At 31.2% G+C, this 25,783-nt stretch carries 24 protein-coding genes; 9 read left to right on the top strand and 15 right to left on the bottom strand.

All coding sequences use genetic code 11. The features are described 5' to 3' along the window. Positions 1-334 precede the first annotated feature (334 nt). From XO08_RS05695 to XO08_RS05715, 5 genes are read left to right on the top strand one after another with little or no spacing between them, the layout of a single operon-like run. Positions 335-2,905 (top strand): RND family transporter, encoded by a 2,571-nt coding sequence (locus XO08_RS05695; RefSeq protein WP_075666052.1) that lies wholly within the window; start codon positions 335-337, stop codon positions 2,903-2,905. Then, positions 2,902-3,657, top strand: a complete 756-nt coding sequence (locus XO08_RS05700) for an outer membrane lipoprotein-sorting protein (protein WP_075666053.1) — start codon at positions 2,902-2,904, stop codon at positions 3,655-3,657. Before XO08_RS05695 ends, XO08_RS05700 begins: the two co-directional genes overlap by 4 nt. Positions 3,658-3,670: 13 nt before the next feature. Then, positions 3,671-4,861: a hypothetical protein gene (locus XO08_RS05705; protein ID WP_077287563.1), complete on the top strand. Its 1,191-nt coding sequence runs from the start codon at positions 3,671-3,673 to the stop codon at positions 4,859-4,861. A 36-nt stretch (positions 4,862-4,897) separates the two neighbouring features. After that, entirely contained in the window at positions 4,898-5,386 is a 489-nt protein-coding gene (locus XO08_RS05710; protein WP_077287565.1) for a polyhydroxyalkanoate synthesis regulator DNA-binding domain-containing protein, read from the top strand. A gap of 4 nt (positions 5,387-5,390) precedes the next feature. After that, positions 5,391-6,137, top strand: coding sequence for an N-acetyltransferase (locus tag XO08_RS05715; RefSeq protein ID WP_077287567.1), 747 nt, complete (start codon positions 5,391-5,393; stop codon positions 6,135-6,137). On the opposite strand, the gene XO08_RS05720 is transcribed toward XO08_RS05715, so the two are convergent. Genes XO08_RS05720 through alr form a run of 4 tightly spaced genes read right to left on the bottom strand, consistent with a single transcriptional unit; the run spans position 6,122 to position 10,816 of the window. Continuing rightward, positions 6,122-6,613, bottom strand: a complete 492-nt coding sequence (locus XO08_RS05720; RefSeq protein ID WP_077198372.1) for a chromate transporter — start codon at positions 6,611-6,613, stop codon at positions 6,122-6,124. The two genes, XO08_RS05715 and XO08_RS05720, sit on opposite strands and share 16 nt — an antisense overlap. Positions 6,614-6,622: 9 nt before the next feature. Next, on the bottom strand, positions 6,623-8,713 hold the full coding sequence (gene topA, locus XO08_RS05725; protein WP_077198373.1) for a type I DNA topoisomerase: 2,091 nt from the start codon (positions 8,711-8,713) through the stop codon (positions 6,623-6,625). Between the two features lies 1 nt (position 8,714). Continuing rightward, complete coding sequence (locus XO08_RS05730) at positions 8,715-9,725, bottom strand: 3'-5' exoribonuclease YhaM family protein (RefSeq protein WP_077287569.1); 1,011 nt, start codon at positions 9,723-9,725, stop codon at positions 8,715-8,717. Next, on the bottom strand, positions 9,722-10,816 hold the full coding sequence (gene alr, locus XO08_RS05735; RefSeq protein WP_075666060.1) for an alanine racemase: 1,095 nt from the start codon (positions 10,814-10,816) through the stop codon (positions 9,722-9,724). The genes XO08_RS05730 and alr overlap by 4 nt, the downstream gene beginning before the upstream one ends. A 126-nt stretch (positions 10,817-10,942) precedes the next feature. Between alr and XO08_RS09450 the strand changes: the two genes are divergently transcribed. Further along, positions 10,943-11,065 carry a hypothetical protein gene (locus tag XO08_RS09450; RefSeq protein ID WP_255362970.1) on the top strand — a complete coding sequence of 41 codons (123 nt, stop codon included), beginning with the start codon at positions 10,943-10,945 and terminating at the stop codon, positions 11,063-11,065. Between the two features lie 80 nt (positions 11,066-11,145). Here the strand turns inward: XO08_RS09450 and rpmB are convergent, their stop codons facing one another. From rpmB to XO08_RS05795, 11 genes are all read right to left on the bottom strand, one after another. Then, positions 11,146-11,355: a 50S ribosomal protein L28 gene (rpmB, locus tag XO08_RS05745; protein WP_075666062.1), complete on the bottom strand. Its 210-nt coding sequence runs from the start codon at positions 11,353-11,355 to the stop codon at positions 11,146-11,148. Positions 11,356-11,473: 118 nt separating this feature from the next. Beyond that, positions 11,474-13,960, bottom strand: coding sequence for an FtsX-like permease family protein (locus XO08_RS05750; protein WP_233120234.1), 2,487 nt, complete (start codon positions 13,958-13,960; stop codon positions 11,474-11,476). A gap of 78 nt (positions 13,961-14,038) precedes the next feature. After that, positions 14,039-15,151, bottom strand: a complete 1,113-nt coding sequence (rpoD, locus tag XO08_RS05755; protein WP_075666063.1) for an RNA polymerase sigma factor RpoD — start codon at positions 15,149-15,151, stop codon at positions 14,039-14,041. Between the two features lie 14 nt (positions 15,152-15,165). Further along, the gene (dnaG, locus tag XO08_RS05760) at positions 15,166-16,755 is read right to left on the bottom strand and encodes a DNA primase (RefSeq protein WP_075666064.1); all 1,590 of its coding nucleotides are present in this window, start codon (positions 16,753-16,755) and stop codon (positions 15,166-15,168) included. A 69-nt stretch (positions 16,756-16,824) separates the two neighbouring features. Then, the gene (gene rpsI, locus XO08_RS05765) at positions 16,825-17,223 is read right to left on the bottom strand and encodes a 30S ribosomal protein S9 (protein WP_075666065.1); all 399 of its coding nucleotides are present in this window, start codon (positions 17,221-17,223) and stop codon (positions 16,825-16,827) included. A gap of 18 nt (positions 17,224-17,241) precedes the next feature. Continuing rightward, positions 17,242-17,691, bottom strand: a complete 450-nt coding sequence (rplM, locus tag XO08_RS05770) for a 50S ribosomal protein L13 (RefSeq protein WP_075666066.1) — start codon at positions 17,689-17,691, stop codon at positions 17,242-17,244. Between the two features lie 2 nt (positions 17,692-17,693). Then, positions 17,694-18,236: an ECF transporter S component gene (locus XO08_RS05775; protein WP_075666067.1), complete on the bottom strand. Its 543-nt coding sequence runs from the start codon at positions 18,234-18,236 to the stop codon at positions 17,694-17,696. Between the two features lie 12 nt (positions 18,237-18,248). Next, entirely contained in the window at positions 18,249-18,506 is a 258-nt protein-coding gene (gene rpmA, locus XO08_RS05780; protein ID WP_075666726.1) for a 50S ribosomal protein L27, read from the bottom strand. Next, entirely contained in the window at positions 18,496-18,807 is a 312-nt protein-coding gene (locus XO08_RS05785; RefSeq protein WP_075666068.1) for a ribosomal-processing cysteine protease Prp, read from the bottom strand. The genes rpmA and XO08_RS05785 overlap by 11 nt, the downstream gene beginning before the upstream one ends. After that, on the bottom strand, positions 18,804-19,124 hold the full coding sequence (gene rplU, locus XO08_RS05790) for a 50S ribosomal protein L21 (RefSeq protein WP_075666069.1): 321 nt from the start codon (positions 19,122-19,124) through the stop codon (positions 18,804-18,806). Before rplU ends, XO08_RS05785 begins: the two co-directional genes overlap by 4 nt. Before the next feature lie 175 nt (positions 19,125-19,299). Then, complete coding sequence (locus XO08_RS05795) at positions 19,300-19,953, bottom strand: DUF3298 and DUF4163 domain-containing protein (RefSeq protein ID WP_075666070.1); 654 nt, start codon at positions 19,951-19,953, stop codon at positions 19,300-19,302. 94 nt (positions 19,954-20,047) lie between these two features. Here XO08_RS05795 and XO08_RS05800 point away from each other — a divergent pair, with 94 nt between their 5' ends. Genes XO08_RS05800 through XO08_RS05810 form a run of 3 tightly spaced genes read left to right on the top strand, consistent with a single transcriptional unit; the run spans position 20,048 to position 25,714 of the window. Further along, a complete protein-coding gene (locus tag XO08_RS05800; protein ID WP_077287573.1) occupies positions 20,048-21,148 on the top strand; it encodes an MFS transporter in 1,101 nt (366 codons plus the stop codon). A gap of 1 nt (position 21,149) precedes the next feature. After that, on the top strand, positions 21,150-21,623 hold the full coding sequence (gene ruvC / locus XO08_RS05805; RefSeq protein ID WP_075666072.1) for a crossover junction endodeoxyribonuclease RuvC: 474 nt from the start codon (positions 21,150-21,152) through the stop codon (positions 21,621-21,623). Positions 21,624-21,634: 11 nt separating this feature from the next. After that, positions 21,635-25,714, top strand: coding sequence for a PolC-type DNA polymerase III (locus XO08_RS05810; protein WP_077287575.1), 4,080 nt, complete (start codon positions 21,635-21,637; stop codon positions 25,712-25,714). Positions 25,715-25,783: the final 69 nt, after the last annotated feature.

Below are 25,783 nucleotides of genomic sequence, written 5' to 3' on the forward strand. Positions count from 1 at the left end.
TTTTCAGGAAAGAAAGGAATAGTTTGGTTGGTCTCATTTTAATTTTAACAAATATAAGTTAATTTAATATTGTTAGTAAGTAAATATATAATTGCATTTACGTATATTATATATTAAAAGTGTTGTATAAGTTTATGCAGATCAATTGTTAATTGAATTTATTACGTAATTAGAAAAAATGTATTTTATATTAAATATTAATTAAATAAAATAACTTTAGAATATGGGTTGATTTATTTTTATGCATCGCATAATTTTAACATTTTTTGTGTGTTTATTGTAACAAATAAGTGGTAGATTATATTATGCAACGCAGAATAAAGGAGGTGTTGTTTTGGAAAGGTTGGGAAGATTTGTTCAAAAGAATGCGCTTTTGATAATTATTGTTACTTTTGTACTTACGGCTTTTTTCCTGGTTCAAATTAAAGATTTAAAGATAAGGGATGACATTACAAAATATCCACCAAAAGATGATCCTTTAGTGCAAAAGTATGAATCTCTTGCAGAAGAATTTAACATTAATTCCATGGTCATGGTGGGATTTGAAATTGAAAATTCAGAAGATTTAAGAAAGATTGATGAATTAACTACCAAGGTTGAAAAGTTGGAAGGAGTAGAACATGTTACTTCGATAACAAATATTCCACTTGTTGTAAACACGGAAAATGGTATTGAGGTTTCTACAGTTTCTGAAATGCTTAAATCAGGAGAGGTAGAACCAGCGTCTCTTTTGAAATATAAAACGCTAAGGAGTAAGTTTATTTCTGACAATGGGAAATCTGGATTGATGTTAGTTTCTCTTGAAAGTGGGAAGGAATCTGAAGCATTTGAAGCGTTAAAAGATTTAGCAGAAAACAACTATTATAAAGGTGTTCATTTTTACGGAGTTTCTGCTGTGAATCAGGCTGTTAAAGAGATAACTTTTAGAAATCTAATGAAACTTGTTCCCATATCGCTTTTAATAGTGGTTGTAATTTTGACAGTTACATTTAGAAGATTTACAGGTGCTTTTTTGCCAATTTTAGGGGTAATTATTAGTGTTATTTGGACTATGGGATTAATAGTAGTTTTTGGATTCGACATTACAATAGCAAATTCCATTATACCTGTTGCTTTGATATCTATTGGTACGGCTTATTCTATACACGTTGTGAATAAGTACTATGAAGAAAAGGGAAATAAGAAAGAAAGGGTAATTTACACGTTAAGAGATGTTGGCATTGCTGTCTTATTAAGTGGTCTTACAACCGCAGTGGGATTTTTGTCATTACTTACTGCTGATATAAAACCTGTTTGGATAATGGGGATTTTCTCTAGTATTGGAGTTATGTTGTGTAACTTTATAGCGCTATTTTTTGTTCCAGCGATGTTGTATTACATAAATCCGCCTACAGTTTTTCATGTGGATGAAAAGAAACATTCAAGGTTGGTTTTAAGGCCCAAACTAACACTAACTGTTTTGATTATCCTTGTTATTGCAACGATACCATTTATTTTTAATATAAAAACAGATATGGATATTGTTAATTCTATAAATGATAACGAGAGAATTATTGTAGATAAACGTTTTATTGAAACAAATTTTGGAGGCTCTGATTATTTATTCATAGATGTGAAGGGAGATTTTAAAGATCCTGCTGTTTTAATTGCAATGGATGAGATAGAAAGAAGGTTAAATAATTTAGATGGAGTTGTAAATACATTTTCTATTGTTGATACTTTGTTGGATTTAAGTAGGGCATTTACTGGATTTTATTCTATACCGTTCTCAAAAGACGAGTTGTCAAACTTGTGGTTTTTTCTCCAAGGAAATGAAACAATTTATTCCGTCGTTAACAAACAACTAAATAGGGGGATTATACAAGTAACAGTCAAAGTTGATAGTGAAAGCAAAACAAGGAAATTAATAAATGATATAGAAAAAATTTTAGAGAGTGTGCCAAAAGGTTTTGAAGTTTCCCATACTCCCGATTTTAAATATTACGCAAAAGCACTTAATGTAGATGTTAAAAAACTTGAGAAAACATATAATTTAGTGAAGAATATGCCATTTTCTAAGATTGCAAGATTACATAGAGATGAAATTTTAAAAGCAATTGATGATGTAGAAAAATTATTAGGAGAAAGTGTAGAAGATAAAGAAAGGGTTGTAGATCAGCTTTTAAGTATGAAGAAGTTTGAAGAAGAAGAATTTGATTCTGATTTTGGCTATCTATTATACAACGAGCTTTATTTGCCTGTAAAAAAATGGAAGGCAAGTTATTTTGCAAGGAAATTAGGAATTCCATATAACGAAAATACCGAACAATATTTAAAGATAGTATCCGAAAAAGATATATATATTCCAAGTTTAAAGCCAAGTTATAGTGCAATACACACAGGTGCACAAGAAATAGCGTTGTACGTGAGTGATTTATTGTTTAAGAATCAGTATCAATCCATGTTTTTGACTTTATTCGTAGTTTTTGTACTTTTGCTTTTACAAATGAAGTCTTTTGCAGTGGGAATAATAGGAGTAATTCCGTCGATTTTTACCGTCTTTTTCAACTTTGTGCTTATGGGTATGTTGAACATACCGCTTAATACTGCAACAATTTCTATTGCTGCTATTGCAATAGGTGCAGGGGTAGACTATGCTATTCATTTTATTTCCAGGTACAAGATCGAAAGTGAAAGGTTGGGTAATAAAAAAGATGCGGTTGTAAAGACTATATTTACAACAGGAAGGGGAATAGTATTTAATGCATTGGCTGTTTCATTTGGATTTTTCACATTTGTATTTTCGGATATTAAGATGTTAAGGCAATTCGGGCTTTTAACGGGTATTACTTTGATTTTGAGTGCACTTTTAACAATATTATTCTTATCTGCGGCATTTTCGATAAAAGGAGGTAGAAAGGCATGAAGAAGTTTTTGACGGTATTTTCACTATTATTTGTTATTTTTGCATTTTCTATAACAGGTCAAGAGGTTTTGGATAATGTAAAGGATAGTTATCAGAATGTAAAAGACGAGAAGGCACTGTTTGAATTAAAAATGACTGATGAAAAGGGAAACGTACAACGAAAAGAATTTACTATTTACATGTACAAAAAAAGTGAAGATGTTGTATATGCGATAATTAGATTTAAAAAACCTGCATCTGATAGAAATTTAACGTTATTGGTAAGAGGTTCGGACAATATATATTTGTACATGCCGGCATTTAGAACCACAAAGCGTATAAGTGGTGCGGCAAAAAACGATAGATTTGCAGGTTCAGATTTTACATATAAAGATATTGAGCTTGTTTATAAGGTAAGTGATAGAAATTATAATGCAGAGTTAACTAAAGAGGATGAAAATTATTATTATTTACATATTACACATAACGATTCAGAACTTGATTTTAAAGAGTTAAATATGAAAATTGATAAAAAATTACTTTTACCAGTTTACATAGAATTTTTCAACTGGCAAGGTGAAAAGTATAAAACTATAACGTTTGAAAAAATTCAAAACATAGATGGTTATAACGTCCCAACAAGTATTGTTGCAAGAAACTTAAAAGAAAATACAGTAACAGAAATTATCCTTAAAGATGTAGAGTTTGATATAGGTATTCCTGAAAAATTCTTTTCGCCGATTACTATATCAAAACCCATTTTAAGGTATTAAGGAGGTGTAGTTTATGAAAAAATTATCTGTATTATTCTTATCAATTTTAGTTGTTTACGCATTTTCATTTACTTTGAACTTGGAAAGTGGGTATCTTTATCTTGATACAAATTTAGTTGATATAGGACAGTATAAAATGTATTTTCCATTAACATTTAGTAGTGATACAAAGTTTGATAGGACTTTTTATACAAAATCAACACTTATTTTTGATCAGGTTTATGATAGTTCTTATATTTATTTTGAAGGGGATTTCTATTCAATTTTATATCCTGCACCATTAACTTTAACCACTTTAAAAGAAGCATATGCGGAAGCTTATACAAAATTTGGTGATATAAGGGTTGGAAAATTTATTGAGAGATTGCCTGATTCAGAGATTTTCAAAGTTTATGACAAAGTTGGAAAATTTTTTGAAAGTGAAAAACTTCCAACAATAGGTGCAAGGTATATGTATAATACTGATTTTGGAAGTATAAGGTTAAATGTTTTTTCAAATTTTGTCCAATTTGAAAGACCTGCAACTTATACGTATACAGTTAAAACAGACTTACCCGACGATTCACTAATTTTAGCCTTGTTGAACACACCTTCAACTCCCGTTTTAGATGGATTAAGGCCCATGTTATCGTATGGAATGGGTTGGTTTGGTAATATTCTTGGTGTGGATTATTCTCTATACCTTACATACAAAGGAGCAGATTATTTTGTAGTAGATAAAATTTCAGAAGAAGGGTTAGTTGTTAAAAGACCTTTTGTTTTTACAATTTCAAATAGTTTAGTCTATCAGATTCCAAAGACTTCATTTTTGGTACATAACTATTTAGGTTTTGAATCTGGAAATGTTTCAGATTTTGAAATCCCTGTTTCAGGTGTTGGAGATGTAAAAATTGAAGAGAAAGTACCAAGCTTGTTAGAAAACGTTTCAGGAGTTGAATATCAAATAGGTAGTAATGGATTAGTAGGTGTTGATGGGTATGTTAAGTTAGTAGACCTTAAATACGATAGTTTTTTAGTGGGAATATATGGCAATTACTCAAAAGATAACTTTAATGTAAAAGGTATGGTAAAATATAATTTAGAGGATTTTGATGCGTTATACGAATTGGGCTACAACTTTGATGATTATACAGGTATTTTCTTAAGAGGTAAATGGAACAAGGATATAACTTTAGTAATGGTTGGACTAAAGTCAGAAATATAAAACCTGCGGTTTTTTTGGTTTACTATGGAGGGAACATTGCGGTTAATAAAAAAATATAAAAATAGGAAGTTATACGATACCTTAGATAAGCAATTTATTACATTGGATGATATTGCTAATTTTGTTAGAAATGGTGAAGTTATAAAAGTTGTGGATAACCTGGGTAATGATATTACCCAGGAAATTTCTTTAAAAGCGAGAATTAAGGGAAAAGTATTTGGTGGGTTAAAAAGGGAGATTGTTGAAAAATTGATACATGCTTTTATAAGGTTTTTTAATGGAAGTTCTGATGAATTTGTTGAGATTTTGTTGGATCTTGTTGATCAAGGTGTTTTAACGTCTGAAATGGCAAAGGACATAGGAAATTCGGTTATTAAACATTTTAACGAATTTAATGATAAATTAAAAGCGGATATATTAAGCGTTATAAGTTCTGCAGGTTTTGTTCCAAAGGAAGAATACGAGAAGTTAAAATTAGAATATGAGGAATTGAAAAAGAGATGCGGTAAATTAGAAAGGAAGTGAAAATTTGTATATTTCAGATAAGGCAAAGATAGGAAAAAATGTTAAATTTGGGCACAATGTGGTAATTGAAGATGGTGTCATTATCGAGAACAATGTGCAAATAGGTCATAACGTAGTTATTAGAGAGGGAACTATCATAAGGGAAGGTTCTGTTGTTGGTGATAACACAGTTCTTGGAAAGAAGCCATTTAAAGCCAAAGTATCTGCAACAACGGAGGAAAAAGAATTACCACCACTTGTTATTGGAAATTTTGTTACAATAGGGGCGTTATGCGTAATCTATAGAGGTGCAATTTTAAGTGATTTTGTTTTTGTAGGTGATCTTGCAAGTATACGCGAAGATGTGAAAATAGGAGAGTATACTATCATTGGTAGAGGGGTAACGGTAGAAAATAAAACACAAATAGGAAAGTATGTAAAAATTGAAACAGAGGCATACATAACTGCAATTTCAAATATTGAAGATTTTTGTTTTGTTGCTCCTGAAGTAACGTTTACAAACGATAATTTTTTAGGAAGAACTGAAAAGCGAAAAAGATACTTTAAAGGACCTACTTTAAAAAAAGGTGCGAGAATTGGTGCAAACGCTACAATTCTTCCAGGAATAGTAATTGGTGAAGATGCATTGGTAGCTGCAGGTGCAGTTGTTACAAAAGATATACCTTCTAAAAAAGTTTATGCAGGAGTTCCGGCAAGAGAACTAAAGGATGTGCCTGCAGATGAGTTATTGGAAAATCAAAAAAGAAAGTAGCCAATTATTCCAGATAGAAGTATAATGTATATCGGATCAATTTTTGTTTTCGTAAATAGTATAAAAGCCAACAATATCAGTATTATTTGAAAGGCATTATCAATACGCAAAGCAAGAGATTGAATGGTAAGAATTATTAGAAAAATTACTCCAAATTTTAAAGCATTTATAAGCTTGTTGGAAACTTTATTCCTAATTAGGAAAAATATAGTGGTAAAAGTAATAGGTGCAACAAGGACTGAAAAGGAATTTAATATAGCCCCCTTTATACCGTACATTTTAAGTCCCAAATATGTTGCAAGGTTCAAAAAAACAGGGCCCGGGGTCATTTGGGCCACTGATAATATTTCTTTAAATTGTTGTGGAGTAAGCCAATTATTAGACAAAACGGTACTTTGAATGATTCCTATTATTGACCATCCACCACCAAATGCTAAAAATCCAATTTTTGCAAAGGTCATGAATAGTTTTAACAAATGATCACCTCATTTGGGTTCATTCCATGACATATAATCACAGTCTGGATTTGCGCATGCCCAATATGTTTTTCCATTTTTGCTTCTTTTCATTACTACTATTGAGTTGCATTTGGGACATTTTCCGCTTGCAATTTTATAACCAGATATAGTGAAATCACAAGAATCACATTTAAAGTAATAACCAAATTTTCCTTTTTTTCTTGTAAGATTACCACCGCATTTTGGACATGCGTTTTCAGAAACTGTTATAGAGATGTGGTTCTCAATTGCTTTGTTAATATAGGCTTTATTTTCTATTATTACTGCATTTATTGTGTTATCAATACTTTTATTTTTTTGGCATGATTCACAATTTAAATACAGGCCAAATTTTCCTATTTTCAGTTTATAAGTACCTTCACAGTCTTCGCATTTTAAATCAGTTTCGTAGTTTACGGTGTAAAATTCTTTTTGTGCTTTTGAAAGGTACTTTGAAAAATCTGAATAAAATTCGTTAAGTACGCTTTTCCACTGCTTTTCACCAGTCTCTATTTTATCCAGTTCTGCTTCCATTGTTGCGGTAAAATTTTTGTCTACTATTTCTGGGAATTTTTTTGTTAAAAAGTCTTCTACTACAAAGCCAAGAAGTGTCGGAAGAAGTTCTTTCTTTTCCTTTATTACATATTTTCTTTGCAAAAGAGTGGAGATTATCGTTGCATAAGTACTTGGTCTTCCTATTCCTTCTGTCTCTAATTTTTTTACAAGTGTTGCTTCTGTAAACCTTGAAGGAGGTTTTGTCATGTCTTTTTCGGTGTTTACCTTTGAAACGTTATATGTTTTGCCTACTTTAAGATTTAATTCATTTTCTTTTTTTTCCTTTGTATTGTAAATTATCTCAAATCCATCAAATATACGGTGAGATATTGTGGTTCTAAATTCGTATTTTCCACTTTGAAATATATAAGTTTTGTCTTTATAAATTGCGTGTTTCATTTGCGAAGCAAGAAATCTTTCCCATATAATTTTATATAACTTGTATTCATCTTGATTTAATAAGTTTTTGGCAATTTCCGGAGTTATTTCTATGTTTACAGGTCTTATACATTCATGGGCATCCTGAACTTTCTTTTTCTGTTTTTTTGTTTTTTTTCCGCCTTTATATTCATTTCCAAATTTCTTTTCAATAAAATCTGTTGCCATGTTTTTTGCTTCTTCAGAAACGCGTGTAGAGTCTGTTCTCATGTAAGTAATAAAGGCAATGTGTTGACCATCTTTTGTATTTACGCCTTCATATAGTGATTGTGCTATTTTCATGGTTTTAGATACGGGGAACCCCAGTCTTGTTGCTGCATCTTGTTGAAGTGTACTTGTTATATATGGTGAGGGAGGTGATTTTTTTCGTTCTTTTTCTATAATGTCTTTTAAAATTACTTCTTTAACATTTTCTTTTATATCATTTGCTATTTTTTCCGTTACATTTTCTTGTTTTATCTTTTTTCCAGAGATACTCCACAAGCTTGCTTTAGTTTTTTTTACCTCAATAGAGACCTTGTAAAACTCTTTTGGTTTAAAGACGAATCTTTCTCTTTCTCTATCGCAAATTATTTTTAAGGCTGCAGATTGAACTCTTCCGGCACTCATTGCACCTTTTATAATTTTCCATAATAGAGGACTTATTTTGTAACCAACTATTCTATCTAAAATTCTTCTTGCAAGTTGTGCGTTTACTTTTTTTATATCTATCTCTCTTGGAGATTGTACGGATTTTTTAATAGTATTTGGTGTAATTTCGGTAAATATTATTCGATTTTTTCCGGAAAGGTTTAATATATTGGAAAGGTGCCATGCGATAGCTTCACCTTCCCTATCCATATCTGAGGCTATTAAAACTTCTTTTCCTTTTACTTCTCTTTGTATCTGTTCAACAACCTTTTCTTTGCCAGGGATTATTTCAAATTCAGGTTCGAAATTTTCGAGATTTACTCCAAATTTCTTTTGAGGTAAGTCCCTAACATGTCCTTTTGATGAAATAACTTTGTAATCTTCCCCAAGTATTTTTTCGATAGTTTTTGCTTTAGCAGGTGATTCTACTATGATTACCTTTTTTTTCTTTCCCACGTTATCCCCTCTCAGTGTGTTTTAATAATAATCTTCTTCCTAAGTTTGGATCAAAATCGCTCCATTTTTTATTTGGATTTGTTTCTAATTCTTTTTCTTTTATATTTTGGATTCTATTTAATTTGGAGTCTAAATTTTCAATCATGTGTAATACAAAAGCTTCCGGCGTTTTTGGGAGAATAGGAGAACCCCATTCTAATTCTCCGTGATGTGAAAGGATCATATGGAGAAGTTTTTCCGAGATTCCTCTTAGGTTTAATTTTTTTATTTTTTCGTTAACTATTTCATATCCCATAACAATATGACCTATTAATTCACCTGTTTGGGTAATTTCTATACCCTTTGAATTGATCTCATAATCGTAAATTTTTCCTATATCGTGTAAAAGTGCACCGGTTATTAAAAGGTCTCTGTCAAGCCATGGATATATCTTTGCTACATTATCACACATTTTTGCCACTGTTATGGAATGTTCGGCAAGACCTCCAATATAGTTGTGGTGTACTTTTAATCCCGCCGGTGAATTTTTAAATTTGTTAAAAAGCTCTTCGTCATTTTTAAATATTTCCTCTAAAAGTTGTTTTAATTCTTTATTTCTTATAGATTCGATAATTTCAAAGAGCTTACTTATAATTTCATCTACGGGAATTTTTGATTCAGATACGAATCTTTCATACGAATATTCATTTTCATTTAATACAATTAAATCCGAGTCTTGATGAATGTTTAATTGAAGTCTTCCATCGTATAAAACAATTTTGCCGTTTACCCTTACCACATTGCCAACATCCACTTTTGAGTTGTTTTTTTCTGCGTTAAACCAGTCAATAGCTCTTAAAATCCCTGTTTTATCTTCAAAAGTTATTAGTAAATATTTTTTACCATTTTTATTCTCTAGGAGTCTTTTGCTCTTTACTTTTACAATTAATTCAACATCTGAGTTTATATAATTTTCGAGTTCAGATATGAAAGGTTCTTTGAATTTTTCTATCAATTCTTTGGGTAATTTCAAAATTCCACCCCTTTGTATATTTTTGGGACTCTACTGGATATTCTGCAGGTTACTTCGTAATTTATTGTTCCCACTTTTTCTGCAATTTCTTCTGCACTTATTTTTTCTTTTCCTTGCATACCTATTAATACTACTTCATCACCTATTTTCACATCATCATCGACTTCTACTACAAATTGATCCATGCAAACCCTGCCCAAGATTCTTCTTCTTTTGCCGTTTATCAAGACCTCTCCTTTGTTTGATAAATGCCTCCAATATCCATCTGCATATCCAACGGGAATTGTTGCAATTTTCATTTTTTTTGGTGCTTTAAATGTTCTACCGTAACTTATTGTTTCTCCTTTTTCAATATATTTTACGTGAGAAACCATACTTTTCCATGAAAGTACAGGTTTGAGATTTTCATCTGTTACTTGTAAACTTGGCATAAGACCGTAACTTGCAATTCCAACTCTTATATAGTTTTCCATGGGTACTAGCTTTGAGATTGCACCTGCACTATTGTTTACGTGTTTTATTTTAACATCTAAATTTGTATTGGCAAATAATCTATATTGCTTTTTTGTAAACTCTATATCTTCTTTATCTTTGGAATCTGCAACGGCAAAGTGAGTGTATGCACCTTCAACTTCAAAATTATTTTTAATAAGTGCCTTGAAAAACCTTTGAGCTTCATTTGGTTTAATTCCTAGCCTATTCATTCCGGTATTGATGTTTATGTGAACTTTTGGTTTTCTTTTTAAGTTTTTGTATAATTGAAGTTGTTCCCAAGAAAACATTGTAATGGTTATATTATTTTTTACGGCAATTTCGACAAAATCTTTATCTATGTAGTTAAATACAAGTATATTTGCTTTAATTCCATTTTCTCTTAATGTTAATGCCTCTTCTAAAAAAGCCACGGCAAAATAGTCAATTCCAATTTTTTCCGCTGCCTTTGCAAGGAAAACAGCACCATGGCCATACCCATCAGCCTTTACTACAGGCATTATTTTTGCAGGAGCACATTCTTTTTCAAAATGTTTTAGATTATGTATATAATTTTTAAGATTTATTTCGGCAAAAGTTCTTCTACTTTCCGTAAATATCCCCCCATTGGTGGAAAAGCATAAGTTTTACCTTCAGACCTTATTTTAACACAAAATATAGAATAACGAAAATATTCGATTTTTGATATAGAAATGGATTTTTCGTAAAAGAGAGAACTAATTTCAATGAAATCTCTATTGAGATTAACGGAAAAAGTAACGGCTTCCAAAAAGAGGGAAGTTATAGTAAAGTATGAGGAAAAAGTTATCACAAAAACAGGAAAAGAAATGGGGAATTTTAATATGTAGTATAAAGGATAGTGTGAAGATAAGAAAAATAAAATTACCAATATTTTGTACATAAAAACAAAGCGGGGAATACCCGCTTATTACGCCTCCACGCTTTTGCTAACGTATCTTCTAACTTTCCCCGCGCTTAGACAGCTCGTACATACCCACATTCTCTTTACTTTTCCTTCATCTGTTATTACTCTTACTTTTTGTAGGTTAGGTTTGAACCATCTATTTGTTTTTCTGTTTGAGTGTGAAACGTTCTTGCCGGTAACGGGTCCTTTACCACAAATTTGACATCTTGCCATTTTCATTCTCCCCTTTCTTTTTTATTTTATCTTTATATATTTTCTACTTTAATACAAACTATATTTTACACTTTTGTTTTCAATGTGTCAATTTTAGAAATGTAAAAAGTGTGTTTCATTAATCGAAAACCCTAATTGCTTCTGATGCTTTGATTTTTTGAGCAAGATTTGCAGGATATATGGTAAATATAGTTGTAATAAGATAAACGCCCAATAGTACTAATGAAATTTGTCCCCAAGGAATTGTTATTTTGAAATTAGGTATTTCAGAAGATATCATTTTAAAAATATCAAGCGTTATAAAAATATTTGTAAATATTGCCGTGATGATTGCTATCGTGACTATCAAAAAGGTTTCCGTCAAGAAGGATTTGAATATGATTTTTTTATTTACACCTATTGCCTTTAGTGCACCGATTATCCTTCTTCTTTCATGTACATTTTTTAAACTTAGTATGGTTAGTCCGGAAAAACCACTAATAAATCCAAAATAAAAAAGTTGAATTGCTATATTAACAAAATACTTTATACCGGAAAATATCTTGTTTAATTCTTCTGTTATGTACAAAGGAGAATCAAATTTTTCGTATACAATTTTCTTTGCCTTTTCAGCAAATTTTTCTTTTATTATCCCTGCATATCCCGTAAGTGCTCCGGAAATTTTTTTGTCGTAAACAAATATTGCATCAAGTGGTACAAGTAGTTCTTTTGGATCATATGTATCAACTACGTTAAATGTTTCATTAAATCTTGCACTTATACCAGGTAGTATACCTGTTAGAAGGATGGTATTTGTTCCATTTTTAAGTATGTTTTTATTTCCTAATCCATCTTTTAACTTTAATTTTGGGATATCTTTTCCTTTTATCTTTAAACTTTTACATATATTTTCTGATGCTAGTATTACTACCAGGTGTTTTCCATTTTTCCTTGCGTTGACAAGTTGTATTTTTGAGATATTTTTAAACATAGATTTAAATTCTTCATCATAATTTGAAAAGCTAAGGAAACTTTTTAATGGATTTTCGATTATAATAAAATTGTGTCCTAGTATACCAGTGTTTAGCTTTTGGTTGATATATTTAAAAATGCTTGTGGGTATAATAGCGGTTAGTATGATTACGAGTGTAATGATTGCATAGACAAGGAAAACAACGTAATTTCTTAATTTTTGTTTTTCAATGTATGAAATTGAAAGTATAGATGTTATGCTGTGAAATTTTTTTAAGATGCTCTTTAATATATCTAAAATCGAAAAAACTAGATATATACTTGCAATTAAAAATATGATAGAACGTATTAAATAGTCCCAATTAACCCCAGTTCCTATTTGAAGGAGTGTCAATAATATAGCAGAAATTCCAGAAATTACCAGGATATAGTTTTTTTTAATGAATATTGGAAGTGTTAAAATTAAGAATATTAAGAAGTAAAATCTGTTGAAATTTAAAATAGTTAAAAGTCCCACAAATAAAAGGAAATACAAGTATTTTTTCTTTGGTAAAATTTCTGTATTGGAAAGTAACACAACAGGAGGTAATTTTGAAAAAGAAATTGAACGAAAGATAAGTAGTAATAATGGTACAACTATAGAAACTGATATTCCCAATAATATGGTTTTTGTAGTTATAAAGAAAGTTATCTTTTCTGGAATCATAGTATTAGATGATAATATTTCCGGTGCTTTATTTACTAAGCTTAATAAGTATTTTCCAAAAAGTATTCCCAAAGTAGCCCCTATTAAAGACGAGAAAATTATATATATAGCTCCTTCTAAAAACAACAATCCTCCAATTTTGTATTTGGAAAATCCCAAAGCCCTTAAGGTACCAAATACCTTTTTTCTGTCTTCGGCTAGTACACCAAAAAAGTTTGAAACAAATAAAAAACTACTTAAAAGTGCAAAGCCACTAAATCCTAAAAATAAATAGCCAATAACTTTATTAAGAGGAGAATACCTTAAATTATACTTAGTAGGAGTAGTTCTAAGATTTGTAAGTTTTGATATTTCTGCTGAAATTTTAAGATGATTTTTTATAGGACTTTTTAAAGAAATAAATACTGTATTTGGTTCTTTATACGTGTAAATTTTGAGGTTTAACATAAGATCTTTAGGGAGAAATATGCTTCCATTTGTCATACCAGTTTCGCCTCTAAAATTAAATTCTTCAGCTCCTATTTCGTTTATTTCCACAACTTTTTTTCCGTTAAGGGTGATTAAATTTATTTTATCACCTTTTTTTACGTTTAAAGTTCCTGCTAGGTCTTTTGATATTATTACTCCATTAACAATTTTTTTGGAAAAATTAAAAAAATTTTTATCGTATCCTATTGCGAATACATCTATAAATTTTTCATCAAATTGTATTCTAGTGGATATAAGATTAACGAATGTGTAGTCTTTTATTTTTTCTTTCTCTTTAAGTTTGTCAAGATACTTAGATATCTTTGTGATATTGAGTGTTTTTGGAAAGAAAAATGTATCACTTTTGTCCTTTGCCACTATGTCTATATTTCCAAAATTGTTTTTAATTTTGTTTGCAAACCAATTATTTACAGAGTCATTTAGTGATAGTGCTCCCACCACTAACATAGTTGCAATCATACTTCCGAGAATTACCAAAAGGGATTTTTTCCAATTTTTAATTACATTTCGAAAGGGTATTTTAAACATTGCTCTCACCTATGATTCATCAGACATTTTAAATAAAAGTTTTAAATATCTGCTTCTAGATGGATGCCTTAATTTTCTAAGGGCCTTGACTTCTATTTGTCTAATTCTTTCACGTGTTACGTTAAAGTATTGTCCCACTTCTTCAAGGGTTTTTGATTTTCCATCAATTAAACCATATCGCATCTTTAAGACCAATTTTTCCCTATCATTTAATGTTTCTAATACTTTTTCCACTTCTTCTCTAATAAGCATTCTCATAGCCTCTTTTCTAGGGGAAGCTATACTTTCGTCTGCAACAAAATCACCTACAGTAGAATCCTCATCTTCTCCAACAGGAGCTTCAAGTGAGGTTGTTTCTTTAGCAGCTTGGAGTATTTCTTCTACTTTTTCAACGGGTTTCCCAATTTCTTTTGCGATTTCTTCTAGAGGCATTTCAGTTCCGTGTTTTTGATAATAATCTCTCATTATCTTTTGTACTTTGTTTATAGTTTCAACCATGTGGACAGGGACTCTAATAGTTCTCGCTTGATCTGCTATAGCCCTTGTTATAGCTTGTCTAATCCACCATGTGGCATATGTTGAAAATTTATATCCTTTTCTCCAGTCGAATTTTTCTACTGCTTTTAGTAACCCCACATTTCCTTCTTGGATTAAGTCAAGAAATGACAATCCTTTTCCGATGTATCTTTTTGCAATACTTACAACTAATCTTAAGTTTGATTCAACTAATTTTTGCTTGGCTCTTTCATCACCTTGTTGGGCGCGTCTTGCAAGTTCTCTTTCCATTGATTGACTGAGAAGAGGTATTTTTCCTATGTCTTTCAAGTACATTTTTATCAAATCCTTAGTTGCCATGTTATCGTAAAATTTTGGGGATTCTTCTAGAAAATCATCTAATGAAACTTCATCTATTTGTTCATGAGGATTTGTTTCGGTTATTAAGATGTTATTTTTTTCTAGTTCTTCGTAGACTTTTTCTAAAATGTTTCCATCAAAATCGTCGGTTTTATCGGGCGGAAATGTTTTATCAATATCATCGTATGTTACGAAACCTTTTTCTTTTCCGATTTTTACTAGTTTTTCTATTTGTTTATCCACGGAAAACTTTTTGCTTCTTGCCATCAGGAGATCACCTCCTAAATATTTTTGAGCTTTCGAATAAGCTCTATTCTTGTTTGTAGAAGAATTCTTTTTTCATCATCACTTGCGTTCTTTATATATTGATCTATTTCCTCTATTCTTTTTTCAATATTTTTTCTTTTGATTTGTTTCTTTATGTTTTTAATAAATTCTTCAGTAATTTCCACATTCTCCATTTTTTTTAATACGTCTTTTACATATTCTTGCAAATCTTTAGACATGTTTTCAAAGGAAAAGTTTTTTAAATATTTTAAAATTTCTTGTAAACGTTTACTTAATATTTTTGGGTTTAAATCCAATTCTATATCTGGATAGTTTATTATGAGATAGATTATCATATCATCTAGTGTTGGGAGGTTTGAATTTTTTTGGATTATTCTTCTTGTAAAGATGTTGCTTCCGGATATTTCTTTTACTTTATCTTTGAATATTTCTAGTTTTTTTGGAAATTTCTCAAAAATAATCTCCCAATTCCTTATTTCACTGATAAATAGTGAAATTGCGTTTGGATTTTCAAGGTTGTAATTTTTACTTAGTGCAATGGGAATAAATTTTTCTGCTGGGATAGATTCTTTTATAAAATTATAAAGACCATCTTTTCCGCTCGATTTAAATATTTCATCGGGATCTTTTTTTGAAGATTTATTTGCCACCATTACGTTAAAGTCCATAGTAAGAAGGATTTTTATGCTTTGCAAAGTAGCCTTTATGCCAGCTTTATCCGTATCAAAAGAAAGTACTACATTTTGTGTAAGTTTTTTTAGTTTGTATGCGTGAAATTTTGTAAAGGCAGTGCCGAGTGTTGCAATAGAATTTTTAAGATCTGCTCTATGAAACGCAAGTGCATCGAAATATCCTTCACATACAATTGCAAAATCTGCATTTTTGATTTTTTCCTTTGCCCTATCTAACAAGAATAAGGTCTTTGATTTTTTGAATAAATCTGTATCAAATGAATTTAAATATTTAGGTTGACCTTCGCCCAATAATCGGCCGCCAAATGCAATTGTTTTACCGTATTCATCTTTAATAGGGATAATTAATCTTCCTTCGAATAGATCCTTTGAGGTGAATCCAAATTTTCTCAAAATTTTTATTCCCAATTGTTGTGATATCTTTAATGGTATAGAGGAATTTAAAGGAGAAAATCCAAATTCGTATTCTAGTATTTCCTCATTTGAAAACCCTCTATTTTTAAGATAATCTAGTGCAATGGTACTTATTTTCAATTGATTTTTATACTCTTGGTGTACAAGTGAATAGAACTTGTAGTATAATTGTTGAAAAGTAGAAGTTTTAACGTCTATTTTTACATTTGCTTCTTTTGCTAGTTTTTGAAGAGCCTCGCTAAAGGATATATTTTCTATTTTTTCCAAGAAGCTAAACACATCCCCTGACGCACCGCAACCAAAGCAGTGGAACGTCCGAAAGGATGGGTTTACGTAAAATGATGGTGTAGTTTCGGTATGGAAAGGACAGAGCCCACGATAATTATTTCCTACTTTTTGTAGGCTAACATATCTTGAGATAAGTTCAACGATATCAATTTTTGATTTGATTTCCTCAATAATTTGCTTGGAGTACATAGATCACCTCTTTATTTAAAACAACAAACGTGGCAGCAAAAAGCTGCCACAAAGGAAAATGTGGGAATATTAACGTTTGGAGAATTGTGGAGCGCGTCTTGCTTTTCTAAGGCCGTATTTTTTCCTTTCTACCATTCTCGGGTCTCTGGTTAGCAGACCTTTTTCTTTTAATGTAGGTCTTAAATCTGGATTGTATTGTAAGAGTGCTCTTGCGATTCCCAATCTAATTGCTCCTGCCTGACCTGACTTTCCTCCACCATTTACTCTAATTAACATATCAAAGGAACCTTCTAGACCAGTCACTTTTAAAGGTTCCATCGCATGAAGGGTCCAGACGGAGTTTTCAAGATAACCATTTAGATCTTCGTACTCTTTATCATTAACTATTACTTTTCCATTTCCCTCTTTTAAATATACCCTTGCAACTGATGTTTTTCTTCTACCGGTTCCCATGTAGTATTCAGCCATCTTCCTTTCCCCTCCTTATTAAAAACTCAATTCAACTGGTTTTTGAGCTTGATGTGGATGCTCTGAACCTGCGTAAATTTTAAGTCTTTTTAGTGCTCTTCTACCTAGAATTGTTTTTGGGAGCATTCTCTTAACTGCAAGTTGAATTAATTTTTCTGGGTTTCTTTGTAAAAGTTGCCTTGCGGTAAACTCCTTAATACCACCAGGATATCCTGTATGTCTGTAATATTTCTTTTGAGTCCATTTCTTACCTGTAAGTTTTATTTTATCGGCATTAACAACGACTACAAAATTTCCGCAATCTACATGAGGAGTCCAATTTGGTTTATTTTTTCCCATTAAAACTAGTGCAATTCTTGTTGCAAGTCTTCCAAGTGTTTGTCCTTCGGCATCTATTACATACCAATCTCTCTTGACTTCTTCTTTCTTTAAAAGTGTTGTTTTCTGTATAGGCAAAGGTCTTGCCATTGTTATTCCTCCCTCCTTATATTTTCGTCAGGTTCTAATATTCCTTTAACTTTTTTGTGTATTATTGCGTTTACGACCGAGTCTATGAAAAACTTTATTGCGTTAAATCCTATTATCCATGGTAATAATTTAAAAACATCAGATAAAGAAATTTTCCAATAATATGGTACAACTACTATGTTTAGAAGTGCCATACCACCCGTTGCAGCTGTTATACCAACTATATACCCTAGTATTTCTCTAACTCTCCCCTTATTTGCATATATCATGGCTGTTGGAACTATAAAAAGTGCGCCTGCAGCAAAGTTCATTGCAATTCCTACTATATCTCCTGATTTAAATATGAAAAATAATATATCCTTTATTGCAAGTACTATTAATCCTACTGTTGGGGAATATATGAAAGAAACTAATAATGCAAGTATATCACTTGGATCGTATTTTAGAAAATTTACAGCTGGAAATATGGGAAATTCTATATACATTACAACAAATGAAAGCGCAGCAAACACCCCGATAATTGCCACTTTTTTGGCATTTTTCACCTTTAATCCCCCTTAATACACGCTAACGTATTTTCTGTTATTTCTTACTTCAAATTTTACTTTCCCATCTTTTAGGGCAAATAATGTGAAATCTCTTCCCATTCCTACGTTTTTACCTGGCCATATTTTTGTTCCTCTTTGTCTAACTATTATAGTACCTGCGGTTACTACTTGACCATCAGATTTTTTTACACCTAGATATTTTGGATTACTGTCACGACCGTTTCTTGCGGTACTACTCTTTGCAAAGAGTTGTATGTTAATCTTCATCATTGGTCACCTCCATTTTTATAAATTTAGAAAATTGCAAAGAAAGATCTAAAAGCGTTTCCGTTAGTTCTTTAACAAAAATTTGAGATATCTCGTCGTTTGGAATTTTTTCTACCATTAAGTATCCATCTTTAATAGTTGCTTTTGCACCTTGTTTTTCTAAAAAACGTGCCGTATGTTGAGAAACAGTACTTACCGCTGCGCAAATTATGTCTTTTCCTTTTTCTTCATACATAGCATGTCCTGTTATTAAAAAGTTTTCAAATACCCCGTTCTTCTTTGTGAAAATACACTTAATCATTTTACCTCTATATTTTCAACCTTTATAGCGGTATACCATTGTCTGTGACCTTTGATTCTTTTGTAATTTTTCCTTGGTCTGAATTTTCCAACTATAATCTTTCTTGCTCTACCATGTTCAACAATTGTCCCAGTTATTGAAACATTTTCAAGGTATGGTTTCCCGACTAGAACTTTTCCATCATCGGTTTTTACCATCAATACCTTGTCTAGCGTTATAGAGTCTCCTTCGTTTTTTCCTAGAACTCTTTCTGTGAAGAATATTTTTCCAGGTTCTACACGAAACTGTTTTCCACCACTTTCAACAATAGCGTACACAAACTTCACCTCCTCGATATTTTTGAAATAAACACACGCTGGAACATGTAGCCCTCTTGGCATTTACGACACGTTCCAGGCGTCTATAACCTCAAATATTTTACCACTTTTAACAAATTGAAATAAAAAAATTCTGTTAATGTTATTTTTCTAAAAGCTTAACGTTATTCTTTTTTCATTTTTTTAGCTGTATATCTTCTAGTTTAAACGTAAATTCTGGGATCCCGGAAGAATATGGTGCAATTTCATACTGGTTAAAATATACTACCAAACCTTTGTTTGTGAAATAAAATTGCTCAGAAGGTAATTCATCGAGTAGGGTTTGAAAATATCTTTTTTTGTCTAATTTAATTTGATTATTTATGTATTTTAACATTTTTTCAATAGAATCACGTGTTACTACATCGTGTAATTTTAATAATTTCCCTTTGATTATATCAAAATTGTATGCTTTTCTTTTTGTATTTCCGTGGGCACCACCGGTATATTCGTAGTAGTCTATTACCAAACTTATTATATTATCCTTTAAATATGTGACTTTATAATTTACAACTACATTACCAGGTCTGTATTGTATATCGTACTTTTTTGCATCGTGATACGAATAATTCAAAAAATCGTATAAATTCCTTATGTAGTTGTAAATATCATTATAAATCATATCGTTTATGTACTTTTCTACTGCAAAGTTTTCCACGTCGAAGAACATGGGGTATTTTACATTTAACCTCCAAATTTCGTTATCAAGCGTGGATGAAAATTCAACATATTGAATGGAAAATAAAAAGAGTGTTTGAAAAATTAATAACAGTATAACTAATTTTTTCATGTTTCTCCCTCCTTTGATTAGCTTTGCGAAATATATAGACATGTTAGGTTTTCGTTGTTATAATTATTGTATCATAAAAAGGATGGTGATAAAGATGGAGTTTGTAACGGCTGTTTTTCACTTTTTTGCAGATTTTTTCAACGCTTTTGTCAAACCACTTGCTCCATATTTTATTGAAAATTTAAGTATAGACAATAGGACTTTTGCAAGTTTTATGGCACTTTTGGGGGGGCTTACTTCCCTATTTCAAGTGTTCTTTGGGATGTATTTTGATGGTAAAAAGAGAGACGGTTTGTACATAACCGTTATAGTGTTACTTGAAATATTCTTTGTTTCATTTTTGGGATTTGTAAACTCTGTATTTTTATTTTTCTTGCTTGTTGTCATAATAAGGGTTTTAAATTCTATTTTTCATCCAATTGGTGCTAGTTTTGCTGGAAAGAGCGAAAAGGGAAAACATATTGCCATTTTTTCGGTAGCAGGGACATTGGGTGCAGGACTTGCACCACTTTTTATAACAATTTTTCAAGGATATGTAGGGATAAAAAAAATGTATATTTTAACGTTTAGTGTTTCTATTTTCCTTTTAGTATTATCAAGGACCATATTACATTATGAAAAAAAGGCTGTGAGAAAGAATTTATCTTTTAGAGGTGATATTCTAAAGTTATGGTCTATATTTTTGATAGTGGCTTCAAGAAGTTTTTCTATGGATATTTTTCATACGTATATACCTATTTATGTGAATGAAGTTGGAAAATCTTTGATAATTGGCGGTTCAATACTAACATTTGGTATGATTCTTGGTGTATTTACCAATTTTTTTGGTACAATTGTGCTTGAGAAGACAAATGATAGATTTACAAATACTGTAGGATTTTTGGGAATGGGATTTTTTGGTTTATTATTTGTACTTGTTCCGCATTTATATTTAAAGATTGTATTTTTCATTCTATTTGATGGTTTTAGCTTTTTTACCATGTCTTCTAACATAGTTTCTGCTCAAAAACTATTACCCAACAATAAGGCATTGGCTTCTTCAATTTCTATGGGGTTCTCATGGGCAATTGGTAGTTTTTTGTCTAGTGGTTACGCCGCAATTTTTGGTAATAATACCATGCTTATGTTTTTAAGTGCAAGTGTGTTACCTGTTTTAACAATCTTTGTTTATAATCTTTCATTGCGGAGGGAATAACTTGATAATAATAGGTATTGATCCGGGATATGGTATACTAGGGTATGGAGTTTTGGAAAAAAATAGAAATAAGATTTCTCATGTAGCTCATGGAGTTATTACAACAGAAAAAGATATTTCCATGTCAAAGAGACTCCAAATTATATACGAAGAATTTGTTAAATTACTTGAATATTATTCTCCAGATGCGTGTGCAATCGAAAGTTTGTTTTTTTATAAAAATGTAAAGACTGCTATCCATGTAGGTGAAGCAAGAGGAGTAATATTACTTGCAACATCTCAAAGAAATTTGCCGTTATATGAGTTTACCCCGTATCAAGTAAAAAATAACATTACCGGTTATGGAAGATCTGATAAAAAACAAGTACAAAAAATGGTAAAAATGCTTTTGAGATTGGATAAAATTCCGAGACCTGATGATGCAGCTGATGCATTAGCTGTCGCTTGGTGTTTAGCAGTGGCATTAAGGTTGTAAGGAGGTATGTTATGAAGTACGTTTTTGATGAACTAAGTTATCCAATTACAAATATAGCTGAATATTTTAATATTGAGATAGATGGTGAAGTTACAAAAGTGATTTACGACCAAAGTAACCGCCTTTTGATTTTCTATATAAAGAAGGGAGTTGGGGATTTTCAGTTACTTAGGGAAAAGTTAAGGGTTTTTTTTGGAATCGATGTTGAATTTGAATATGAACTTCTTGAACTAAAAAAAGAGGAAATTTTAGAACTTTTGAATGGAACGGCGCCTTACGTAAAAGATGTGGAGGTATTTGAAAATGAGATTTTGGTAAAAACTTTTAGTGAATTTGCCGTGAAAAAAATAGAGAAAAAGTTAAAGAACATAGAGAAAATTACGGGCAAACCTGTAAAGATTGAATTTGTTAAAGAAAAATTTGAACCACCAAGAGTTGTTGAAGAAAAAATACAAACTTTTACCGATAAAGAGAGATATTATTTTCCATCCAATATACCTTTGAATGCTAAAAAAGTATTTTTAAGGGGAAAGGTGTTCAAGTTAGAAAAGTCAGATTATTTATCAACTATTTTAGTATATATCACCGATAAAAAGGAGTCTGTTTTGGGAAAGATTTTTGATGAAAAATTTGAGTCAACACTTAGTGTGGGAAATTGGTATTATTTTAAAGGTTCTATGAATGTCAGCAAAAAAGGAGAATATTATTTTGGGATTTCTGAGATCTATGAAGATCCAAACCCTATTGAACGACAAGATATTTCGGATATGAAAAGAGTAGAATTACATCTTCATTCAAAAATGAGTGATTTAGATGCTATTATAGATATTAAAGAATTGGTAAAAAAAGTAAAAAAATGGGGTTGGAATGCAGTTGCAATTACAGATCACGGTAATGTACAGTCTATTCCTTATTTGTTTGAGGAAGCGGAAAAAAATGGTATTAAACCTATATTTGGTACGGAAATGTACATATTAAATGAGACAGGGGATATAGTAAAAAATTTATCGGATGATTTTGATTTAAGTGAGGTTACATACACTGTATTTGACCTTGAAACAACGGGTACGAATGCTAGATTTGATGAAATTATTGAAATAGGTGCGGTAAAGTATAGAAATGGGGAGATTATCGATAAATTTTCTACTTTTGTAAAACCTACAAAAAAAGTCTCAGATTTTACTCAAAAGCTTACAGGTATTACAAATGAGATGTTAGAAGATGCAAAGGATATATATGAAGTTTTTCCAAAATTTTTGGAATTTATTGAAGGTACAGTTTTAGTAGCACATAATGCAGATTTTGATTATGGATTTATAAGAGAAGTTTATAGAAAGTTACACAAAAAAGACTTAGTTCTTCCCTATTTGGATACTTTGAAACTTTCCAAAGAAGTTTTAAGAGGGAAGGTAAAATCTTTTGGACTTGGAAGGCTTGTGGAATACTTTAAATTAGGCCCATTTAAACATCATAGGGCTTTTGACGATGCCAGTGTAACTGTAAAGTTGTTTGAAAAATTATTAGAACTTGTTATAAGACGCGGTATAAGGACTTTAAAACAAGTAAATAACTTAAAGAGTAGCTCTTATTCTAGTATTAGAACAAAGAGACAATTTAATCATCTGACTATACTTGTGAAGAATAAAGTGGGGTTAAAAAATCTATATAAACTTGTATCTGACGCGCATGTAAAATACTTTAAATATGTACCATTTATTCCAAAGAAAGAGTTGATAAGATACAAAGAAGGACTTTTATTTGGTACTGGATGTGAAAATGGTGAGATTTTTCAAGCATTAACGGGTTCTTCAACAGATGAAGAAATTTTAGAAATGCTAAAAGAGTATGATTTTGTGGAGATTTTTCCGATAGATACCGTAGTAAATGTTGAAAAAGATGTTGCAAAACAGGTTTTTAGAAGGTTATACAATTTAGCCAAGAGATTGGATTTACCCGTGGTTATGGTTAGTAATGCACATTTTTTAGAACCAGAAGACATCAAAGCAAGACATGTACTACTTGCACCAGTGGAAAAAAGTAATCCAAATGATGATGATTTAAAAGATAAAAATGCAATGTTGTACCTTAGAACTACTCAAGAAATGCTAAAAGAGGCAATGGAAATTTTTGAAGATGAGGATATAGCAAGAGAAGTTGTAGTTGAAAACACCAATAAAATTGCAGATATGATTGAATATGTAAAACCAGTGAAAAGAAAATTGCATCCTCCAATTATTGAAGGTGCTGATGAAAATGTAAGGAATTTATCTATTACCCGCGCAAAGGAACTTTACGGTGAGCCGCTTCCAGAGATTATTGAAAAACGTTTGGAAAAAGAATTAAAAAGTATAATCGACAACGGCTACGCGGTGTTGTATGAAATTGCACACCTTATAGTTAAAAAGGCAAACGAAGACGGTTATGTAGTTGGCTCGCGTGGTTCAGTTGGTTCTTCGTTTGTCGCATACCTTATGGGAATTACAGAAGTTAATCCTCTACCGCCTCATTATCTTTGTCCTGAATGTAAATATTTGGAATTTTCAAAAGAAGTAGGTTCTGGATATGATTTGCCTAGTAAAAAGTGTCCAAAATGTGGAGTAGAGCTTGTGAAAACGGGGCAGGATATACCTTTTGAAACTTTCATGGGATTCAAGGGGGATAAAGTACCTGATATAGACTTAAATTTTTCTGGAGAATATCAAGATAGAGCTCATAACTATATTGTTGAACTTTTTGGAAAGGACAACGTTTTAAGGGCGGGAACTATTAGTACAATAGCGGAACGAAGTGCTATTGGTTATGTGAAAAGTTATATGGAGGTAAAAGGTGAAAGTTTACAAACTGCAGAGCAAATTAGATTAGCTGAAATGGTTGCCGGTGTTAAGAGGACAACCGGTCAGCATCCAGGTGGATTGATGATAGTTCCAAAAGATATGACTGTGTATGATTTTACACCTATACAGTATCCCGCAAATAAGAAAGATTCAGGAATGTGTACAACGCACTTTGCATATGAATCCATACACGATGATTTGGTGAAATTGGATGCATTGGGCCACGATGATCCCACAATGTTAAAGCTTTTGCAAGAATATACAGGTATTGACCCTACAAAAGTCCCAATGGATGATAAAGAAACATTGCAAATATTTTCTTCTTTAAAGTCTTTGAAGATCAAGGCGAATGATTTAGGTACTGATGTTGGAACGATAGGTATTCCAGAATTTGGAACAGATTTTGTGCAAAAAATGTTGAAAGAAACTAGACCAAAAACATTTGCAGAACTTGTAAGGATTTCTGGACTTTCACATGGCACAGATGTATGGCTTAATAATGCACAAGATATAATAAGTTCTGGAAAAGCAACTCTTTCAGAAGTGATATCATGTCGCGATGATATAATGATATATCTCATAGATGCAGGGGTTGATGAGTCTAGAGCATTTAAGATAATGGAAAACGTGAGAAAAGGAAAGGGTATTTCAGAAGAAGATGAACAAATAATGAGGGAAAAGAATATCCCAGAATGGTTTATACAATCTTGTAAAAAAATAAAGTATCTTTTTCCTAAAGCCCATGCTGTTGCTTATGTAAGTATGGCCTTTAGAATAGCGTATTTTAAGGTGCACTATCCACTTGCATATTATGCTGCGTTTTTTTCTATAAAAGGTGATGAATTTTCTGTGAAAACTATTCTAAAAGGTAAAAAGGCAATAAAAAAACGACTCGTAGAATTAGGTGCACAGATAAAAAAAGATGTAAAAGAGAAAAATGAAGAAAAAGTACTAGAAGCAGCTCTTGAGATGTATTTAAGGGGATTTGAATTTTTGCCTCCTGATATATTTAAGAGTGATTATAGAAGATTTATTATTGAAGATAATAAATTAAGGATACCTCTAAATAAAATTCCAGGCGTTGGAGATAGCGTTGCTCTATCCATTTTACAAGCAAGAAAAGGAAAGGCCTTTACTTCAATTGAAGATTTAAAAAGAAGAACTAAATTAAGTAAAGCACATATTGATACTATGAAAAAATTAGGTGTTTTGAAAGATTTACCTGAGACTGATCAATCTTCTTTGTTTGATTTTTAGGTTTTTATCAGATTAAAATAAAAAAATTTTTGGTAAAATTTTGTTTTTTTGTAATTTTATGTTAAAATA

This window comes from Thermosipho sp. 1074 (assembly GCF_001999655.1).
GTDB classification, from domain to species: domain Bacteria; phylum Thermotogota; class Thermotogae; order Thermotogales; family Fervidobacteriaceae; genus Thermosipho; species Thermosipho affectus.

What these genes read in the sequence shown, in the direction of transcription:
- rpmB (WP_075666062.1), bottom strand. Translation starts at nt 11,355, where the DNA reads ATGGCAAGATGTCAAATTTGTGGTAAAGGACCCGTTACCGGCAAGAAC.
- rpmA (WP_075666726.1), bottom strand. Translation starts at nt 18,506, where the DNA reads ATGAAGATTAACATACAACTCTTTGCAAAGAGTAGTACCGCAAGAAAC.
- dnaG (WP_075666064.1), bottom strand. Translation starts at nt 16,755, where the DNA reads ATGTACTCCAAGCAAATTATTGAGGAAATCAAATCAAAAATTGATATC.
- rplM (WP_075666066.1), bottom strand. Translation starts at nt 17,691, where the DNA reads ATGGCAAGACCTTTGCCTATACAGAAAACAACACTTTTAAAGAAAGAA.
- XO08_RS05800 (WP_077287573.1), top strand. Translation starts at nt 20,048, where the DNA reads ATGGAGTTTGTAACGGCTGTTTTTCACTTTTTTGCAGATTTTTTCAAC.
- XO08_RS05785 (WP_075666068.1), bottom strand. Translation starts at nt 18,807, where the DNA reads ATGATTAAGTGTATTTTCACAAAGAAGAACGGGGTATTTGAAAACTTT.
- XO08_RS05705 (WP_077287563.1), top strand. Translation starts at nt 3,671, where the DNA reads ATGAAAAAATTATCTGTATTATTCTTATCAATTTTAGTTGTTTACGCA.
- XO08_RS05750 (WP_233120234.1), bottom strand. Translation starts at nt 13,960, where the DNA reads ATGATTGCAACTATGTTAGTGGTGGGAGCACTATCACTAAATGACTCT.
- rpoD (WP_075666063.1), bottom strand. Translation starts at nt 15,151, where the DNA reads ATGGCAAGAAGCAAAAAGTTTTCCGTGGATAAACAAATAGAAAAACTA.
- XO08_RS05795 (WP_075666070.1), bottom strand. Translation starts at nt 19,953, where the DNA reads ATGAAAAAATTAGTTATACTGTTATTAATTTTTCAAACACTCTTTTTA.
- rpsI (WP_075666065.1), bottom strand. Translation starts at nt 17,223, where the DNA reads ATGGCTGAATACTACATGGGAACCGGTAGAAGAAAAACATCAGTTGCA.
- XO08_RS05810 (WP_077287575.1), top strand. Translation starts at nt 21,635, where the DNA reads ATGAAGTACGTTTTTGATGAACTAAGTTATCCAATTACAAATATAGCT.
- XO08_RS05700 (WP_075666053.1), top strand. Translation starts at nt 2,902, where the DNA reads ATGAAGAAGTTTTTGACGGTATTTTCACTATTATTTGTTATTTTTGCA.
- XO08_RS09450 (WP_255362970.1), top strand. Translation starts at nt 10,943, where the DNA reads ATGAAATCTCTATTGAGATTAACGGAAAAAGTAACGGCTTCCAAAAAG.